The 18449-nt window shown below is 61.0% G+C and carries 18 protein-coding genes; 8 read left to right on the top strand and 10 right to left on the bottom strand.

Annotated elements, in window-relative coordinates; translation table 11 throughout:
• Positions 1 to 166 precede the first annotated feature (166 nt).
• The 5 genes from HU724_RS24760 to HU724_RS24740 all read left to right on the top strand — a co-directional run bounded on the left by HU724_RS24760 (position 167) and on the right by HU724_RS24740 (position 4621).
• Positions 167 to 1324, top strand: coding sequence for a D-alanyl-D-alanine carboxypeptidase family protein (locus HU724_RS24760; RefSeq protein ID WP_016773028.1), 1158 nt, complete (start codon positions 167 to 169; stop codon positions 1322 to 1324).
• An 86-nt stretch (positions 1325 to 1410) separates the two neighbouring features.
• The gene (locus HU724_RS24755; RefSeq protein WP_024014446.1) at positions 1411 to 1686 is read left to right on the top strand and encodes a DUF493 domain-containing protein; all 276 of its coding nucleotides are present in this window, start codon (positions 1411 to 1413) and stop codon (positions 1684 to 1686) included.
• A complete protein-coding gene (lipB, locus tag HU724_RS24750; RefSeq protein WP_071173697.1) occupies positions 1686 to 2333 on the top strand; it encodes a lipoyl(octanoyl) transferase LipB in 648 nt (215 codons plus the stop codon). Before HU724_RS24755 ends, lipB begins: the two co-directional genes overlap by 1 nt.
• 25 nt (positions 2334 to 2358) lie before the next feature.
• Complete coding sequence (gene lipA / locus HU724_RS24745) at positions 2359 to 3357, top strand: lipoyl synthase (RefSeq protein WP_160768663.1); 999 nt, start codon at positions 2359 to 2361, stop codon at positions 3355 to 3357.
• Positions 3358 to 3670: 313 nt separating this feature from the next.
• Positions 3671 to 4621 (top strand): S66 peptidase family protein, encoded by a 951-nt coding sequence (locus HU724_RS24740; RefSeq protein WP_186568847.1) that lies wholly within the window; start codon positions 3671 to 3673, stop codon positions 4619 to 4621.
• 117 nt (positions 4622 to 4738) lie between these two features.
• Here the strand turns inward: HU724_RS24740 and HU724_RS24735 are convergent, their stop codons facing one another.
• From HU724_RS24735 to leuS, 5 genes are all read right to left on the bottom strand, one after another.
• A complete protein-coding gene (locus HU724_RS24735; protein WP_186568848.1) occupies positions 4739 to 6061 on the bottom strand; it encodes a lytic murein transglycosylase in 1323 nt (440 codons plus the stop codon).
• A 61-nt stretch (positions 6062 to 6122) separates the two neighbouring features.
• Positions 6123 to 6287 carry an alternative ribosome rescue factor ArfA gene (gene arfA, locus HU724_RS24730; protein ID WP_016773035.1) on the bottom strand — a complete coding sequence of 55 codons (165 nt, stop codon included), beginning with the start codon at positions 6285 to 6287 and terminating at the stop codon, positions 6123 to 6125.
• 182 nt (positions 6288 to 6469) lie between these two features.
• Positions 6470 to 7507: a DNA polymerase III subunit delta gene (gene holA / locus HU724_RS24725; RefSeq protein ID WP_186568849.1), complete on the bottom strand. Its 1038-nt coding sequence runs from the start codon at positions 7505 to 7507 to the stop codon at positions 6470 to 6472.
• A 39-nt stretch (positions 7508 to 7546) separates the two neighbouring features.
• On the bottom strand, positions 7547 to 8152 hold the full coding sequence (locus HU724_RS24720; protein WP_186568850.1) for an LPS-assembly lipoprotein LptE: 606 nt from the start codon (positions 8150 to 8152) through the stop codon (positions 7547 to 7549).
• An 88-nt stretch (positions 8153 to 8240) separates the two neighbouring features.
• Positions 8241 to 10847 carry a leucine--tRNA ligase gene (gene leuS / locus HU724_RS24715; protein ID WP_133339176.1) on the bottom strand — a complete coding sequence of 869 codons (2607 nt, stop codon included), beginning with the start codon at positions 10845 to 10847 and terminating at the stop codon, positions 8241 to 8243.
• Between the two features lie 255 nt (positions 10848 to 11102).
• Between leuS and HU724_RS24710 the strand changes: the two genes are divergently transcribed.
• Positions 11103 to 11426: a hypothetical protein gene (locus HU724_RS24710; protein WP_024014441.1), complete on the top strand. Its 324-nt coding sequence runs from the start codon at positions 11103 to 11105 to the stop codon at positions 11424 to 11426.
• 104 nt (positions 11427 to 11530) lie between these two features.
• Positions 11531 to 12292 carry a YdcF family protein gene (locus HU724_RS24705; protein ID WP_186568851.1) on the top strand — a complete coding sequence of 254 codons (762 nt, stop codon included), beginning with the start codon at positions 11531 to 11533 and terminating at the stop codon, positions 12290 to 12292.
• A 115-nt stretch (positions 12293 to 12407) separates the two neighbouring features.
• Here the strand turns inward: HU724_RS24705 and lnt are convergent, their stop codons facing one another.
• The 5 genes from lnt to miaB form a co-directional block, all read right to left on the bottom strand.
• Positions 12408 to 13931: an apolipoprotein N-acyltransferase gene (gene lnt / locus HU724_RS24700; RefSeq protein WP_186568852.1), complete on the bottom strand. Its 1524-nt coding sequence runs from the start codon at positions 13929 to 13931 to the stop codon at positions 12408 to 12410.
• Between the two features lie 14 nt (positions 13932 to 13945).
• Positions 13946 to 14785 (bottom strand): CorC family transporter, encoded by an 840-nt coding sequence (locus HU724_RS24695; protein ID WP_007909641.1) that lies wholly within the window; start codon positions 14783 to 14785, stop codon positions 13946 to 13948.
• 5 nt (positions 14786 to 14790) lie between these two features.
• On the bottom strand, positions 14791 to 15285 hold the full coding sequence (gene ybeY / locus HU724_RS24690) for an rRNA maturation RNase YbeY (protein WP_186568853.1): 495 nt from the start codon (positions 15283 to 15285) through the stop codon (positions 14791 to 14793).
• Positions 15278 to 16270 (bottom strand): PhoH family protein, encoded by a 993-nt coding sequence (locus HU724_RS24685; protein ID WP_016773043.1) that lies wholly within the window; start codon positions 16268 to 16270, stop codon positions 15278 to 15280. Before HU724_RS24685 ends, ybeY begins: the two co-directional genes overlap by 8 nt.
• Positions 16271 to 16484: 214 nt before the next feature.
• Entirely contained in the window at positions 16485 to 17813 is a 1329-nt protein-coding gene (miaB, locus tag HU724_RS24680; RefSeq protein ID WP_016773044.1) for a tRNA (N6-isopentenyl adenosine(37)-C2)-methylthiotransferase MiaB, read from the bottom strand.
• Between the two features lie 132 nt (positions 17814 to 17945).
• Between miaB and HU724_RS24675 the strand changes: the two genes are divergently transcribed.
• Positions 17946 to 18275 (top strand): DUF1820 family protein, encoded by a 330-nt coding sequence (locus HU724_RS24675; protein ID WP_016773045.1) that lies wholly within the window; start codon positions 17946 to 17948, stop codon positions 18273 to 18275.
• The last annotated feature ends 174 nt before the right edge of the window (positions 18276 to 18449 follow it).

Here is an 18449-nt window from a genome sequence, read left to right as displayed (position 1 = left end):
GTTCACTTGCGGTATTCGGGGGGTGAACCAGGTTGTTGGCTCGTCGAAGAACAAAAGCCCGGCAGGGTGACTGGAGTGAGCAACTGAACACGCGATGGCCCGTTAGAAGGCTGTCTGAATAAGTTTTGCCTTCGGGCAAGTTTCCATTAGCGATTTCGAGAGACGGATGAACATCACCACCTTTGCCAAACGCCTGTGTCTGCTAGTCCCGCTGCTCCTCTCGCCAGCCGCCTTCGCGGCCGAGATGATGCCGTCGCCACCACAACTGGCCGCCAAGGCCTATGTTCTGATGGACGCCAGCAGCGGTAACGTGCTGGTCGAAAACAACGGCGACCAGCGTCTGCCACCGGCCAGCCTGACCAAGCTGATGACCGCGTACATCGCGACCCTGGAAATCCGTCGCGGTCAGATCGGTGAAAACGATCCGGTGACCGTCAGCGAAAACGCCTGGCGCACCGGCGGTTCGCGGATGTTCATCAAGGTCGGTTCGCAGGTCACTGTCAGCGACCTGCTGCACGGCATCATCATCCAGTCCGGTAACGACGCCAGCGTCGCCCTGGCCGAGCACATCGCCGGCAGCGAAGACGCCTTCGCCGACCTGATGAACAAGACCGTCACCGAACTGGGCATGACCAATACCCACTTCATGAACCCGACCGGTCTGCCAAACCCTGAACACTACTCGTCGGCGCACGACATGGCGATTCTGGCCCGTGCGATCATTCACGAAGACCCGGCTCACTATGCGATCTACTCGCAGAAAGAGTTCTTCTGGAACGGCATCAAACAGCCTAACCGCAACCTGCTGCTGTGGCGCGACAAGACCGTTGACGGTCTGAAAACCGGCCACACCGATGAAGCCGGCTACTGCATGGTGTCTTCGGCTGTACGTGATGGCCAGCGCCTGATCGCCGTGGTGTTCGGCACCAACAGCGAAGTGGCCCGCGCGGCTGAAACCCAGAAGCTGCTGACCTACGGTTTCCGCTTCTTCGAAACCCAGACCTTCTACCAGAAGGGCACCGAACTGGCGCAGGCGCCGGTATGGAAAGGCACCACCAGCCAGGTCAAGGCCGGCCTGGCGCAAGACCTGACCATGACTCTGCCAAAAGGCCAGCTGAAGAAGCTCGCTGCCAGCATGACCATGAACCCGCAACTGGTTGCGCCAATCGCCAAGGGCGACGTGATCGGTAAAGTCGAAGTCAAACTGGAAGACAAGGTAGTGCACAGCGCCGACCTGATCGCTCTGGATGGCGTCGAGGAGGGTGGTATCTTCCGCCGCATGTGGGATAGCATCCGTCTATTCTTCTACGGCTTGTTCAACTGATTTTGTGTTGACCTGCATGGCCCCGCCCCGATCCGGTGCGGGGCCATGTGCGTTACCACGGCTTGCACTCTAGAGGCCGTTACGCCATGACCGATACCGAAGTAAAGGCGCCAAAGATCGAATTTCCCCAGACCGATTATCCGATCAAGGTGATCAGTGATACGGGTGTTGGCAACAAGGACAAGATCATCGCGATCGTCCTGAAACACGCGACCATCAATGATGAGCGCATCGACGAGCGTCAAAGCAGCAACGGCAAATACACCACCATCCAGTTGCACATCGTCGCCACCGACCAGGATCAGCTGTACAACATCAACAGCGAACTGCGGGCTTCCGGCATCGTGCACATGGTGTTGTGATGCACGGCACGCTGGGCTTTCGCGAGCTGGGCCAGATGGCTTACGAGCCGGTCTGGCATGCCATGCAACGCTTTACCAACGAACGCGGCAATACTGCCGCCGACGAAATCTGGCTCGTCGAACACCCGCCGGTGTTCACCCAGGGCCAGGCCGGCAAGGCTGAACACCTGTTGCTGCCGGGAGATATTCCGGTGGTGCAGGTCGATCGTGGCGGCCAAGTGACTTATCATGGCCCCGGGCAACTGGTGGCTTATCTGTTACTGGATGTACGCAAGCTGGGTTTCGGCGTGCGTGATCTGGTCAGCCGCATGGAAGCCTGCCTGATCGAACTGCTGGCCAGCTACGGCGTCACCGCCGCCGCCAAGCCAGATGCTCCCGGCGTATACGTCGATGGAGCGAAAATCGCTTCTCTGGGTTTGCGCATTCGCCACGGTTGTTCCTTTCATGGCCTGGCCCTGAACGTGGATATGAACCTGGAACCGTTTCGACGGATTAATCCCTGCGGCTACGCCGGGCTGGCCATGACCCAGCTGAGCGATCACGCAGGATCGATTGAATTTGCCGAGGTAAGTGCCCGGCTGCGCGCGCAGCTCGTCAAACACCTCGACTATGCTGAGCAGACGACCCTCACGGGCGGAATCGACTGATATGACTACTGATGCAGTGCAAACCATGATCCCGACGCTCGACGTGACCGAGCGCCCGGCCCCGCGTCCCAAGGTTGAAGCCGGCGTCAAGCTGCGCGGCGCCGAGAAGGTTGCACGCATCCCGGTCAAGATCATTCCGACCACCGAACTGCCGAAGAAACCCGACTGGATCCGCGTGCGCATCCCGGTTTCGCCGGAAGTCGATCGCATCAAGAGCCTGCTGCGCAAGCACAAGCTGCACAGTGTCTGCGAAGAAGCGTCCTGCCCGAACCTCGGCGAATGCTTCTCCGGCGGCACCGCAACCTTCATGATCATGGGCGACATCTGCACCCGTCGCTGCCCGTTCTGCGACGTTGGCCACGGTCGTCCGAAGCCACTGGACGTCAACGAGCCGGAAAGCCTGGCCATCGCCATCGCCGACCTCAAGCTCAAATACGTGGTGATCACCTCGGTTGACCGTGACGACCTGCGTGACGGCGGTGCCCAGCACTTTGCCGACTGCATCCGCGAAATCCGCAAACTGTCGCCGAACGTTCAGCTCGAGACCCTGGTCCCGGACTACCGTGGGCGCATGGACATCGCCCTGGAAATCACCGCTGCCGAGCCGCCGGATGTGTTCAACCACAACCTGGAAACCGTGCCGCGCCTGTACAAGGCTGCGCGTCCGGGCTCGGACTACCAGTGGTCGCTGACCCTGCTGCAACGCTTCAAGCAGATGATGCCGCACATTCCGACCAAGTCCGGCCTGATGCTGGGTCTGGGCGAGACCGACGAGGAAGTCATCGAAGTCATGAAGCGCATGCGCGAACACGACATCGACATGCTGACCCTCGGTCAATACCTGCAACCGTCGCGCAGTCACTTGCCGGTGCAGCGTTTCGTGCACCCGGACACCTTCGCCTGGTTCGCCGAAGAAGGTTACAAGATGGGCTTCAAGAACGTCGCTTCGGGCCCGCTGGTACGTTCCTCGTACCACGCCGACGAGCAGGCGAAGCTGGTCAAGGCCGAGCTGTTGGGTTCCTGATTCACTGCTGATGTAAAAATGCCCGCCGAGGACTGTCCCTCGGCGGGCATTTTTTTGACTGAGGGAAGCCATCGCGTATGGCTTTGCATCAGTGCTGGATTCGCCCCTCACCCCGGCCCTCTCCCGAAGGAGAGGGAGCCGATTTCCTGGCTTCTCAAGATTTCACTCAACCCGATCGCTCATATGAACGCATTGGTCGCGATCATCTCGATCAGTTCCCTCTCCCTCTGGGAGAGGGTTAGGGTGAGGGGGCTTTTGTTTGTCTCTTCAGCTGACTACTGTGTGTGCATGACTTTACCGCTGGAGCCCAAGGATGACCGTTCGACCGAGCCACACCCTGATTGCCCACCGACCCGTACCGGCACTGCCCTCCGAAGGGACGATTGGCGTCATCGCGCCTGCCGGCCCCGGCGCCCTAGACACTGAAAAAGCGCTGCAATGGATGCGCGCGCGCGGCTATGGGCTGAAGGTGTTTCCGGGTGTCTATGAGAAGGACGGCTACCTGGCCGGCAGTGACGACGTACGCCTGCGCGATCTGCACGCGGCGTTCGCTGACCCCGAAGTCGACGCGATCATTTGCCTGCGCGGCGGCTACGGCACCCCGCGTCTGCTGGACCGAATCGATTACGACCTGCTCAGCCGGCATGCCAAGCCGTTTGTCGGCTATAGCGACATCACCGCGCTGCACCTGGCCATCAGTCGCTACGCCGGGTTTGTGACCTTTCACGGCCCGCTGCTCAATGCCGACCTGCTCGGCGACAAGGAGCCGCCGACCGTCACGTCATTCTTCGCCATGCTGCGCGGGCAACTGAAGTCAGGGAGTGTACTGAGCCATCCGGCGGCTTATCCGTTATCAACCGTCGAACCGGGCATCGCTCACGGGCGTTTGCTCGGCGGCAATCTGGCGATGATTGCTGCAACCCTCGGCACGCCCTACGAGATTGATGTCGAAGGCGCAGTTCTGTTCATCGAGGACATCAACGAGCCGCTGTATCGCATTGATCGCCTGCTGACCCAGATGCGTCTGGCCGGCAAGCTGGCCCGACTGCGCGGTGTGCTGGTCGGTGATATTGCCGGTGTGGAGGTCGATGCGCTGAATCGGCTGCTCAAGCAAACCTTTGAGCCGTTACGGATTCCGGTGCTGTCGGGCTGGCGCAGTGGCCATTGCGACCCGAACCTGACACTGCCGTTGGGCGCGCTGGTGCGCCTGGATGCGGGGAAGCAGGAATTGGTGCTGGAGCAGGATGTGGTGATCAAAGTCTAGAAATTGGTCGCCTGACATTCAGTCATCGCGGGCAAGCCCGCTCCCACAGGTTATGAGTCGGATACACAATCGTGTTTCAACCAGAACCCTGTGGGAGCGGGCTTGCCCGCGATGCTTTTATTGGGCGCGCAGGCTCTCAAGCAACTTGTGCGTCGGATAGCCATCCGCCGGCCAGCCCAGCGCCTGCTGGGCACTGCGAATGGCCTTGCGCGTATTGGCGCCGATAATCCCGTCCGCCGTGCCGGCGTCGTAATTACGCGCGCTCAATAGCGTCTGCAATTCGATACGCTCGGTGCGGCTCAGCGGCAGATCATCTTTCGGCCAGTCGCCATTGATCAGGCCCGCGCCTTCAAAGCGCTCGGACAACAGGCTCACCGCCAGCGCATACGACGACGAATTGTTGTACTTGAGAATCGCCCGGAAGTTGTCGAGGATCAGGAACGCCGGGCCGCGATAACCGGCCGGCAGCAGCAGGGCGGCGGACAGTTGTTCGGAACCGGCTGGAACCTGCGCGCCATTGGGCAGGCTCACGCCCAGTTGCCGCCATTCAGCGACGCTTTTACGGATCGCGCCGTCCGCCAGGGTGTAGTTGAAACCGCTCGGCAGTTGCACTTCGAAACCCCACGGCTGGCCGCGTTGCCAGCCCGAGCTTTGCAGGTAATGCGCGGTCGAGGCCAGCGCATCGGCCGGGCTGCCCCAGATGTCGCGGCGGCCGTCGCCGTCAAAGTCCACGGCGTGAGTGTTGTACGTGGTCGGAATGAACTGGGTCTGGCCCATCGCGCCGGCCCAGGAACCGAGCATCTTCTCCGGGGTGATATCGCCCTGTTGCAGAATCTGCAGGGCGGCGATCAGTTGCGCGTGAGCAAAGCCCGGACGACGCCCCTCGTAGGCGAGAGTGGCCAACGAGTTGATCACCGACTTGCTGCCCTGAAACTGGCCGAAATTGCTTTCCATGCCCCACACCGACACCAGCGCCTGGCGATCAACGCCATAACGCTGCTCGATGCTTTGCAGAATGTCGGTGTACTGATTGATCAACGCCTGGCCCTTGCGGACGCGCAATGGCGACAGCGCACCATCGAGGTATTCCCACACCGGGCGGGAAAACTCCGGCTGACTGCGATCGGCACGGATCACGCTGGCGTCGAAGCTGACATTGGCAAATGCCTGGTCGAACAGCTCTGGACGAATCCCGGCGGCGAGGGCGTCCTTGCGGAAGCCCGCCTGCCATTCGGCAAAGGTCTGGGTCGGTTGAATATCGAGCGGATCGGTGGACGGCACTACCGGCGGAATGATCGCTGGGGCCGTGGTGACCGGGGCAGCTTGAAGCGGTTGTGCATCGGCGGCGGTGGGTTTTTCCGCGCAGGCGACAAGCAGGATGAAGCTGGAGGCAGCGATCAATTGGCGCACGGGCCAACGACGGGAAAGACTTGGGGGCATGCACAGTTCCAGGGGAAACGAATCAGGTGCAGACCTTAACATGAGCGGGGGGTGGTGCGCTTCAGGCAGCCAGAAAGTAAAAAGCCTCCCGGTTATCAGACCGGAAGGCTTCGCGACGGTAGCTGCCTTTGCCCTTGGCTGGTCGTTCCTGGCGGCTGCGGAACAAGGGCTGGGCGACGATGGATTTGGCCTTGTTGGGGCCATGCTTTGCTGGCTTTTTGCTCATGAGGGTTCTCTGGATTGAGTGGGTTTGGCGCGGCAAATAATCTGCCGATGTTGGGCGTCTGTCCAGTGCCTGTTGTGTAGGAATGTTCTGGCGCTTTCGCGAGCAAGCTCGCTCCCACATTTGGAATGCATTTCAATGTGGGAGCGAGCTTGCTCGCGAATGGCCGTTATGCGGGAAACAGGTTATTCGGCAGGAAGTGTCAGGCGCTGGCCAGCCATCAACAACGCCAGACGACTCAAGCTCATCCACGGCGAACCCGCCGCCTGGCCCTTGATCTGCGCATCGATACGCTGTGCTTCGAGCAGCAATTGCGCCCAGCGTTGCGCCGAGTAGCGTTGCAAAGCCTTGCTCATCAGCGGCTTGCGCTTGTCCCAGACCGGCGGTTTCGACTGGCTGAAACACTTGTCCAGTGGCGTGCCCTGGCTGTATTGCAGGGAAATGTTGGCCAACAGGCGCAACTCCCGCGCCAGTGCCCAGAGGATCACCGGCGGTTCGACGCCTTCGCCGCGCAGGCCCTCAAGCATGCGCAAGGCGTGGGCCGGTTCGCCGTTGAGCACCGCGTCGGTCAGGCCGAACACGTCAAACCGGGCACTGTCGGCCACGGCGGCCTGCACGGTTTCGACGGTGATCTGCCCACCTTCGGCCATCAGTTTGAGCTTTTCGATTTCCTGGGCGGCGGCGAGCAGGTTGCCTTCGACACGCGCGGCAATCAATTCGACCGCGTCCTGACTCGCCGACAGGCCTGCCTGTGACAAGCGCTGACGAATCCAGCTGGGCAGCTGATTGGCATCCACCGGCCAGATCTGCACAAACTGGACCTGCTGACCTTCGACCAGCGCCTTGCCCCACTTGGTTTTCTGCGCGCTGCCATCGAGCTTCGGCAAGCTGATCAGCAGGACAGTGTCTTCAGCGGGGCGCGAGCAGTATTCGATCAGCGCCGCAGCACCTTTGTCGCCAGGCTTGCCCGAGGGCAGGCGCAGTTCCAGCAGGCGTTTTTCGGCGAACAGCGACATGCTTGCGCCGGCCTGCAACAACGTGCCCCAATCGAAATTGGCGTCGGCGGCGAATACCTGACGTTCGTCGAAACCTTGCTGGCGAGCAGCACTGCGGATGGCGTCGGCGGCTTCCTGACACAGCAAGGGGTCATCGCCGCTGATAACGTAGACCGGCGCGAGTGCGCCTTGCAGGTGTTTGCCGAGTTGTGCGGGAGCGAGCTTCATAAAGAAGGGCGAGCGGGGCGCCTGAGCGCCCCGACCGTCTTACTGCTGCGGGATTTCGAGCGGCGACTGACGCGGAGTTTCCGCCTCAGCCTTCTGCGCCGCTTCCAGTGCATCGGCTTCAGCCTTGGCGCGGTCGTTGGCGGTTTGCTGCAGTTGCTGCAACTGGCCCGGGGTCAGCTGTGACAGGCGCAGCATCATGCGTTGCACCAGCTCGCGACGGATTTCATGACGAGCGTCGTTGGCTTCCTGATCGGAGCCGACGAGGTTGTTGCCGTCGTGAATGAACACCTTCTGCACTTCGAGCTTGTCGCTAAGCAGGGACAGGTCTTTGTCGCCGCGGAGCTCATAGCTCAGCACAGTGTTGACCTGATACTCGCCTGTGCGCCCGGCACCGGCATAGCTGAGAATGCGCTGGCTTTCCTGTTCGTCAGCCAGATACAGCTTGTACGGCGCGCCTGTGTAGACCTTGACGCCGCTGGACTCCAGCGTCTGACGCAGCTGTCTTACGGTTTCGCCATAAGCGTTACGCGCGCTCAGGTCGATTTCCTTGATCGACAGTTCGTTGGTGCCGGTACCACGCAACTGGAAACCGCAGGCGCTCAGCAGAACGGCGAGGCCCATCACCAGCAGATTGCGTTTGATCATTGTGTTGCTCCCCTTGAAACCAGGTGAGCCGACTCTGCGGCCCGAAAGGTTTTACTGGCTGCCAGGCGAGCCTGGCAGCCGATCCAATTTAGCTGGCGACGATGTTGACCAGTTTGCCCGGCACCACGATCACTTTGCGAATGGTCAGGCCGTCGACGAAACGCAGCACGTTTTCGTTGATGCGCGCGGCGGCTTCGATCTCTTCGCGGGTGGCGCTGGCCGGCATTTCGATCTGCCCGCGCAGCTTGCCGTTGACCTGAATGACCAGGGTCAGGTTGTCCTGCACCAAGGCACTTTCGTCCACGGCCGGCCAGCCTGCATCGATCACCGCATCGGCGTGACCCAGCTGCTTCCACAGTTCGTGGCTGATGTGCGGGGTGATCGGTGCCAGCAGCAGGGTCACCGCTTCCAGACCTTCGTGCAGCAGCGCGCGGTCCTGTTCGGTGCCTTGGACGGCTTTTTCCAGCACGTTCATCAGCGTCATCACCTGAGCGATGGCGGTGTTGAATTTGTGGTTCTGGCCGACGTCATGACTGGCCTGCTTGATCGCCAGGTGAATCGCACGACGCACGGTTTTCTGCTCGTCGCTCAGCGCGGCGATATCCAGCTTGCCCGGCAAGCCCTGGGTGACGTGGGCTTGCGCCAGACGCCAGACGCGCTTGAGAAAACGGTGCGAACCTTCAACGCCGGAGTCGGACCATTCCGCGCTCATGTCAGGCGGCGAAGCGAACATCATGAACAGCCGGCAGGTGTCGGCACCGAACTGGTCGATCATGGACTGCGGGTCGACGCCATTGTTCTTCGACTTGGCCATCTTCTCGGTACCGCCGATTTCCACCGGCAGGCCGTCGGATTTCAGCTTGGCGCTGATCACCTTGGCTTTGCTGTCACGCTCAAGTTCCACGTCTGCCGGGTTGAACCAGGTGTAGGCACCGTTGGCTTCGCGACGATAGTAAGTCTCGGCGATCACCATGCCCTGGGTCAGCAGGTTCTTGAACGGCTCATTGGAGCTGACCAGACCTTCGTCACGCATCAGTTTGTGGAAGAAACGGGCATACAGCAGGTGAAGAATGGCGTGCTCGATACCACCGATGTACTGATCCACCGGCAGCCAGTGATCGGCTGCGGATTTCTCCACCAGGCCACCTTCAAAGTGCGGCGAGGCGTAGCGGGCGTAGTACCACGACGACTCGACGAAGGTGTCCATGGTGTCGGTTTCGCGCTTGGCCGGCGCGCCGCATTTCGGGCAGCTGCATTCGTAGAACTCGGGCATGCGCGCCAGCGGCGAACCGGCGCCGTCCGGCACCACGTCTTCCGGCAATACGACCGGCAGTTGATCTTCCGGCACCGGCACGTCGCCGCAGGTGGCGCAATGGATGATCGGGATCGGGCAGCCCCAGTAGCGCTGGCGGCTGATGCCCCAGTCGCGCAGACGGAACTGGGTGCGCGAGGCGCCGAGTTGTTTCTTGATCAGCGCCACTTCCATGGCGTCGAACGCGCCGGCGAAGTCGAGGCCGTCGAACTCACCGGAGTTGATCAGCGTGCCGTGCTCGCCATAGGCGTCCTGCCACGGCGCCGGGTTGCTGTCACCGGAGCTGGTGCGCACCACCGATTTCACCGGCAGGTTGTACTTGTGAGCGAATTCGAAATCGCGCTCGTCGTGCGCCGGAACCGCCATGACCGCGCCGTCGCCGTAGTGCATCAGCACGTAGTTGGCGACCCACACCGGCAGCTTCTCGCCGGTCAGCGGGTGCTCGACGAACAGGCCGGTCGGCAGGCCTTTCTTTTCCTGGGTGGCGACATCGGCTTCAGCGACGCTGCCGCCCTTGCATTCAGCGATGAACGCTTGCAGCTCGGCATTGTTCTGCGCGGCCAGGGTGGCCAGCGGGTGCTCGGCAGCGACGGCGACGTAGGTCGCGCCCATCAGGGTGTCCGGACGGGTGGTGAAGACTTTCAGGGTGCCGGCTTCGCCGATCGAATCGACGTTGTACGGGAACTGCACTTCCATGCCACGGGACTTGCCGATCCAGTTGCGCTGCATGGTCTTGACCTGTTCCGGCCAGCCAGTCAGTTCGTCGAGGCTTTCCAGCAGCTCGTCGGCGTAAGCGGTGATCTTGAAGTAGTACATCGGGATTTCGCGCTTTTCGATCAGCGCGCCGGAGCGCCAGCCACGGCCGTCGATGACTTGCTCGTTGGCCAGTACGGTCTGGTCGACCGGGTCCCAGTTCACGGTGCCGTTTTTACGGTAGATCACGCCTTTTTCGAACAGGCGGGTGAACAGCCATTGTTCCCAGCGGTAGTAGTCCGGCTTGCAGGTGGTCACTTCACGGGACCAGTCCACCGCGAGGCCAAGACTGCGCAGCTGCGACTTCATGTAAGCGATGTTTTCGTAGGTCCACTTGGCGGGAGCGACGTTGTTCTTCATCGCGGCGTTTTCCGCCGGCATGCCGAACGCATCCCAACCCATTGGCTGCAGGACATTCTTGCCCTGCATGCGCTGGTAGCGCGAGATCACGTCGCCAATGGTGTAGTTGCGCACGTGGCCCATGTGCAGCTTGCCGCTGGGGTAAGGGAACATCGACAGGCAGTAGTAGGTTTCCTTGCCTGGCTGTTCACTGACTTCAAAGGACTTTTGCTCATCCCAGAACGACTGGGCGGCGGCTTCGATCTCACGTGGCTGATATTGTTCGTGCATGGCTACTTTTGTACTGGATAGGGGTGGCCTAATCCTCTTCGACGGCGGCATCCGGGATGGCCCGGGTGCGCTGGAAGTGGAATGACAGGAAGCGCCGTAGCATACATGACCGCGCTTGGCCGAGGGAAACCCTGATTACAGCTGTTTGCCAGAGCTTTTGGACGACGAGGGCCGTTGGTCGCGGCGTGTAGCCGGTTCGTGCAGCGAAGCTAAGCTCTAATTGGGGAGTGAGTCTTATCTTCAATGAGGTGAGGGATGGTGGAGCAACGGAAAAAGAACGTAACGAAACCCGAGTTGTACGAAAGGTTGATCGATCGTCTGGGCATGGCGCTGGACGCCGTTAAAACCGCCGACCGGCTGCGCGACGAGCGCCCCCTGGAACTGGAATTGCGTGGCTTGAGTCCCGCCGAGTTCAAACTGGTCAAGGCCTATCTGGATCGCAGTGAACGTGAAACGCAGGGATGCCTGTCTCAAGCAGTGAAGCAACTCGATGCAGCACATTCGGCCAAGGTCATCTGGCTCAAGGACAAGGCGCCGCGCAGAGACACCGGCAAGGTGCGTTCTGTGCAGGCCAAGTAAGCGCATGGCAGGTCATGAAACGGATCTTTTGCAACCGGATCCGGCCTACTGGTTGTAACGCGTAATCAACACTCTTAGGCTTCGGGCATCTTTGGAGATGCCCGATGCCCTTTCGCTATTTCATCAAACAACTTTTACTGCCGCCCGGCATTCTTTTGCTGCTGTTGCTGGCCGCCTGGTGGCTGCGCCGCTCGCGGCCGCGTCTGGCGGGCGTGTGTTTTGCCCTCGGCTTTGGCGGCCTGTGGCTGATGAGCCTGCCGGTGGTAGTGCAGTGGAGCGCCAAGGCGCTGGAACGAGAGCCGCCGCTGGCGCGGCAGGAATGGGCAACGCTGGCGCAACGCGCCGATGCGATTGTGGTGCTGGGCTCGGGGCGTGAGCGCGGTGATCTGGCCTGGGGCGAAGACCAGCCGACCGGCGTCGGCCTTGAGCGTCAGCGTTACGCCGCACGCCTGGCCAAGGCCTCGGGCCTGCCGATTCTGACCAGCGGCGGCCTGCACTACGGCACGCCGCCTACCGAAGCGAAATTGATGGCAGATTCGTTGCGTGATGATTTCGACGTAACGGTGCGCTGGCAGGAAGGCGAGAGCCGCACCACATGGGAGAACGCGAAGATGACGGCAGATATCCTCTTGCCGCAAGGGATCAAGCGGGTCGTCGTGGTGACGCAGGCGTGGCACATGCCGCGTGCAGTGTGGAGCTTTGAGCAGGCCGGATTCGAAGTGGTGCCGGCACCGGTGGGTTTCCTCGGTACCGATAACGCCCGGCCATTTGGCGGCTGGCTGCCGGAATTCAAGTCGATCTGGCAGAGCGGGCAATTGCTCAATGAAGCGGTGGGGCAGGTGGGGTATTCGTTGTTTTACCGCTGAAGTCATTGTGGCGAGGGGATTTATCTCCGTGGGGGCGCGTAGCGGCCCCTCTCTTGCCTTCAGAAGAGGGGACTGCTGCGCACTCCAGCGGGGATAAATCCCCTCGCCACATTTCTCAGAGGGTCTTCGACATGCGGCTGGCCATCAGCGCCCAGCCAAACAGCAGCAGGCACAACACGATCAACGGCCACGAGCGCCATTGCAAGTACGGCGTCAGATCGTGCATCGGTACCACTTCGCCGTACAGCACACCTTGTTCGAACTGCGGAATCTGTTCGGTGATCTGCCCGAACGGGTTGATCAGGCCGGTGACGCCGTTGTTGGTGGCGCGGATCATCCAGCGTCCGGCCTCCAGCGCGCGCATCTGCGCCATCTGTAAATGCTGCAGCGGCCCGATGGACGTGCCGAACCAGGTGTCGTTGCTGATCGTCAGCAGCAGATCACTGCGTGCCGACAGGCCGGCGGCGAATTCCGGATAGACCACTTCGTAGCAGATAAACGGTGCGATCTGGTAACCCTTGGCTTGCAAGAGCGCTTGATCCGACGGGCCGCGCGCGAAGTCCGACATCGGCAGGTCGAAGAACGCGATCAAACCGCGCAACACATCCTGCAACGGCACGTATTCGCCGAACGGCACCAGTTTCTGCTTCAGGTAAGTGCCGTCGCCTTCGCCGACGACGGTGATGCCGTTGAAGAAGCGCCGTTCGTGATGCACGGTCTGGCGGATCGGCACACCGGTGATCAGCGCTGATTTACGCTCGGCGGCGAAGTTGCCCATCATCGTCAGGTAGCCCTCGGCGGACTCCTTCAACACCGGCACGGCGGTCTCCGGCCAGATCAGCAGATCGACCGGTTTGGAGCGGAAGCTCAGATCACGGTACAGCGCCAGTTGCGCGTTGAGCTCGGCCGGGTCCCATTTCATGCTCTGCGCGACGTTGCCCTGAATTGCGGCCACGGTCAGCGGTGCGCCGGACGGGCTGGTCCACGCGTGGCCCTTGAGCGCGATACCCGCCACCCAAGGCCCCGCCAGAAGTATCAGACCGGCCGCAATGAAAACCTTGCGACGAGCGTGCAACAAGCGCGGCGCGTTGTAGATCAGCGCTGCGGTCAGTGCCAGAACAAACGAGACCAGCCACATCCCGCCCACCGGCGCGAGCCCGGCCAGCGGGCCGTCGAGCTGGCTGTAACCGGAATAAAGCCATGGGAAACCGGTGAGGAACCAGCCGCGAAAGGCTTCCTGGCCGACCCACAACGCCGCAAACGCCAAGGCATCCGCCAGCGGTGCTTCGTTACGCCGCAACCAGCGCGCCCACAACCAGGCGGGCAGGGCGAAGAACCAGGCAATCGCCGCCGTGAACAGCAGCATCAGGAACCCGGCGAGCAACACCGAAGCGCCACCGAAATGATGAATGCTGTAATAGATCCAACTGGTGCCGGCACCGAACAGACCGAAGCCGAAGCACCAGCCACGGCCGAGCGCCTGACGCGGGCTCAGCTCACGCAAACCGGCATAGAACAGACCAACCGCCAGCAATGCCAGCGGCCAGATGTCGAACGGTGCGAGAGCGAATGTGGTGATTGCACCGGCCGCCACGGCCAGCAGGTTACCGGGCCAGCCGGGGCGGGTTGTCCAGCGCATTTCAGTCCTTAGAATTAACGAGCGATAGGCGTCAGTCGCAGCAAGTGAATCCGGCGGCTGTCGGCGTTCAGGATGCGGAAACGATAGGCGCCGATTTCAGTGATTTCGTTGCGTTTTGGCAAATGGCCGAACGCGCTCATCACCAGACCGCCGACGGTGTCGAACTCGTCGTCGGAGAATTCACTGTCGAAGAACTCGTTGAAGTTCTCGATCGGCGTCAGCGCCTTGATCAGGAAATCACCGCTGGGCAGCGGCTTGATGTAGCTGTCTTCTTCGACGTCGTGCTCGTCCTCGATGTCGCCGACGATCTGCTCGAGCACGTCTTCGATGGTCACCAGACCGGCCACGCCGCCGTATTCGTCGATGACGATGGCCATGTGGTTGTGGTTGGCGCGGAATTCACGCAGCAGCACGTTCAGGCGCTTGGACTCCGGCACGAAGGTGGCCGGGCGCAGCAGGTCCTTGATGTTGAAGCTGTCACCGTTCTCCTTGAGGATCAGCGGCAGCAGGTCCTTGGCCAGCAGCACGCCCATCACGTCGTCATGGCTTTCGCCGATGACCGGGTAGCGCGAGTGGGCCGAGTCGACCACGGCAGGGAGGAATTCACGGGGTGTCTGGGTCGCCTTGATGCTGATCATCTGCGAGCGCGGCACCATGATGTCGCGCACTTGCAGGTCAGCCACCTGGATGGCGCCTTCGACGATGGCCAGCGCTTCGCTGTCCAGCAGTTTGTTCTGATGTGCATCACGCAGCAGCTCGAGGAGCTCCTGACGGTTCTTCGGCTCGTGGGCAAAAGCCTGGGTCAGTTTACCCAGCCATGACTTCTGCCCGTTGCTCGATCGATCTTCGCTCATAGCGATTACTCTGAATCCTTTGTTGTAACGATGGGGGAGTGTTCGGTTTCGTCGTCCGCGTACGGATCGGGATAGCCCAGTTCAGCAAGCAACTCGCGTTCCAGTGCTTCCATTTCTTCGGCTTCGTCGTCATCTATATGGTCGTAACCGAGCAGATGCAAGCAGCCGTGAATGACCAGATGTGCCCAGTGGGCCTTTAGTTCCTTGCCCTGCTCGGCGGCTTCGCGTTCGACCACGGCCACGCAGATCACCAGATCGCCGAGCAGCGGGATATCGAGAAACTCGTCAGGCACTTCCGCCGGGAACGACAACACATTGGTCGCGTAGTCCTTGTGGCGCCAGGTGCGATTGAGCTCGCGGCCTTCTTCCTCGTCGACCAGACGCATGGTCATTTCCGAATCAGCGCTGCGCTGGCGCAGGGCCAGTTCGCACCACTGGCGGAACTCGGCTTCACTCGGCGCGCTGGCCTCGGTGGCGATTTGCAGATCCAGCTCAAGCATCGCGCGAGGCTTCCTTCGCAGCTTCGGCACGGGTCTCGAAGCGCTCGTAGGCCTCGACAATCCGCTGCACCAACGGGTGGCGCACGACGTCTTTGGGCTGGAAATGGGTGAAGCTGATGCCCGGCACGTCTTTGAGCACTTCGATCACATGGTGCAAGCCGGACTTGGTGCCGCGCGGCAGGTCGACCTGGGTGATGTCGCCGGTGATCACGGCGGTGGAGCCGAAGCCGATGCGGGTGAGGAACATCTTCATCTGCTCGACCGTGGTGTTCTGGCTTTCGTCGAGAATGATGAAGCTGTTGTTCAGCGTACGACCGCGCATGTAGGCCAGCGGCGCGACTTCGATCACCTGTTTCTCGATCAGCTTGGCGACGTATTCGAAACCGAGCATTTCGTACAGCGCGTCGTAGAGCGGGCGCAGGTACGGGTCGATCTTCTGCGACAGGTCGCCGGGCAGGAAACCGAGCTTTTCTCCCGCTTCGACTGCCGGACGCACCAGCAGGATGCGGCGGATCTGCTCGCGCTCCAGCGCATCCACCGCGCAGGCCACGGCCAGATAGGTCTTGCCGGTACCGGCCGGGCCGATGCCGAAGTTGATGTCGTTACCGAGGATTTCCTTCACGTAGCGCTGCTGATTCAAGCCGCGCGGGCGAATCATGCCTTTCTTGGTGCGCAGGGCGACGGTCGCTTCGGCAGGGGCCGGGTTGTCGATATCTGCTGATTCCTGAATGAACAGGTGCACCAGGTCTGGCGACAGCTCGGTACCCTTGGTTTCCCGGTACAGGCGGCGCAGCAGGTTTTCCGCGGACGTGGTGAGTTTTGGATCGCCAATCAGCTCGAACTGGTTTCCGCGGTTGCGGATCTCGATGGCCAGGCGCTGTTCGATCAAGCGCAAATGCTCGTCGAATTGCCCGCACAGATTGGCGAAGCGGCGAGCCTCAAAAGGCTCGAGGAGAAAACGATGTGGTTCGATGGGTGCGTTCAAGGTCGTATTTAGCCGCCCTGGGGCAATTAGGATGAAATCAAGGATAACGCCAGTGGCGTGGGTGCGAAAGCTCTTAAATATCTCAGCCGATCAGCGCCGCTGCGCTTTGCCTGTGGGAGCGAGCCTGCTCGCGAAGGCGGCGACACATTCAAAATTGATGTGTCTGACAGACCGCCTTCGCGAGCAGGCTCGCTCCCACAGGAGAAATGCGGCGTTATTGAATTAAAGAACCACGCAGCGAGTGCGGTTGTGCGGCGTCGATGTGCACGTCGGCGAACTGGCCGATCAGGGTGGGATTGTCGCAGCGGAAGTTGACGATACGGTTATTCTCGGTACGGCCCTGGAGTTCGCCCGGGTCTTTCTTCGAATAATCAGTGACCAGAATGCGCTGGATCGAGCCGACCATTTGTCGGCTGATTTCGAAGCCCTGCTGATTCAAACGATGTTGCAGCGCGTTCAGACGTTCTTTCTTCAATTCTTCCGGGGTGTCGTCGGCCAGATCGGCGGCGGGCGTGCCCGGGCGCTGGCTGTAAACGAACGAATAGGAGAAATCGAAGCCGACATCGGCAATCAGCTTCATGGTCTGCTCGAAGTCTTTCTCGGTCTCGCCGGGGAAGCCGACGATGAAGTCCGAACTGATGCAGATTCCTGGCACCGCAGCGCGCAATTTGCGCAGCTTGGATTTGTACTCCAGCGCCGTGTGGTTACGCTTCATCGCCGCGAGAATCCGGTCCGAGCCCGACTGCACCGGCAAGTGCAGGTGCTTGACCAGTTCCGGCACTTCGGCGTGGGCCTGGATCAGGCTGTCGGAAAACTCCAGCGGGTGCGAGGTGGTGTAGCGGATGCGGTCGATGCCATCGACAGCGGCGACCACGCGAATCAGCTCGGCCAGATCGGCCAGACGACCGTCATGGGTCTGGCCGCGATAGCCGTTGACGTTCTGCCCGAGCAAGGTCACTTCACGCACGCCGTGTTCGGCCAGGTGAATGATTTCCGCGATCACGTCGTCGAACGGCCGGCTGACTTCTTCGCCACGGGTGTACGGCACCACGCAGAACGTGCAGTACTTGCTGCAACCTTCCATCACTGACACATAAGCGCTCGGGCCGTCGATACGCGGCTCCGGCAGGTGGTCGAATTTTTCGATTTCCGGGAAGGAGACGTCGACTTGCGGCAGCTTGCTGCTGCGCGCGGCGTCGATCATTTCCGGCAGACGGTGCAGGGTCTGCGGGCCGAATACCACGTCGACGTACGGGGCGCGATCACGGATCGCTGCGCCTTCCTGACTGGCCACGCAACCGCCGACGGCGATGACCATGTCCGGATTGGCCAGCTTCAGTTCGCGCCAGCGGCCGAGCTGCGAATACACGCGGTCTTGCGCGCGCTCGCGGATCGAGCAGGTGTTGAGCAGAATCACGTCGGCGTCTTCCGCGCGAGCGGTGACTTCCAGGGCCTGATGTTCGCCCAGCAGATCGACCATGCGCGAGCTGTCGTACTCGTTCATCTGGCAACCGTGGGTTTCGATGTAAAGCTTCTTGGCCATGGATTCGGGTCGTCACGTGATTCAAAGAACCGCGCATTATAGGGAACAAGCCGTCAGGTTCCTACCGCTGTGCGTCCGGTGGCTATGCTATAGTTCGCGCCCTCATTTTTACCCCGATGTTATCCGCCCGCCATGACCAAACGCGAAGCTCCAATCTACAAGGTGATTTTCCTCAACCAGGGCCAGGTGTTCGAAATGTACGCCAAGCAGATCTATCAAAGTGATCTGTGGGGTTTCCTGGAAGTTGAAGAATTCGTCTTTGGCGAGCGCACGCAAATGGTCGTCGATCCGAGCGAAGAAAAGCTCAAGGCGCAATTCGAAGGCGTGGTGCGCAGTTTTGTGCCGATGCATTCGATCGTGCGCATCGACGAAGTGGAACGTCTGGGCACGCCGAAAATCAGCGAGGCCCGGGGCGCGGTCGGCAATGTCATGCCGTTTCCGATGCCGATGCCTGAAAAGTAACAGCGGATTCTGGATTGGAATGAGTTTGTGGTGAGGGGATTTATCCCCGCTGGGCTGCGAAGCAGTCGCAATCCATCCAGCAATATGTGTCAGACAGAACCGGGTTGCAGGGTTTGGGGCTGCTTCGCAGCCCAACGGGGATGAATCCCCTCGCCACAGGTCATCTCCACAGCC

The sequence above is a fragment of the Pseudomonas iranensis genome, assembly GCF_014268585.2.
Taxonomy (GTDB): domain Bacteria; phylum Pseudomonadota; class Gammaproteobacteria; order Pseudomonadales; family Pseudomonadaceae; genus Aquipseudomonas; species Aquipseudomonas iranensis.
The sequence above is the reverse complement of the archived record's forward strand: the minus strand, read 5'-3'. Positions and strand labels throughout refer to the sequence as shown.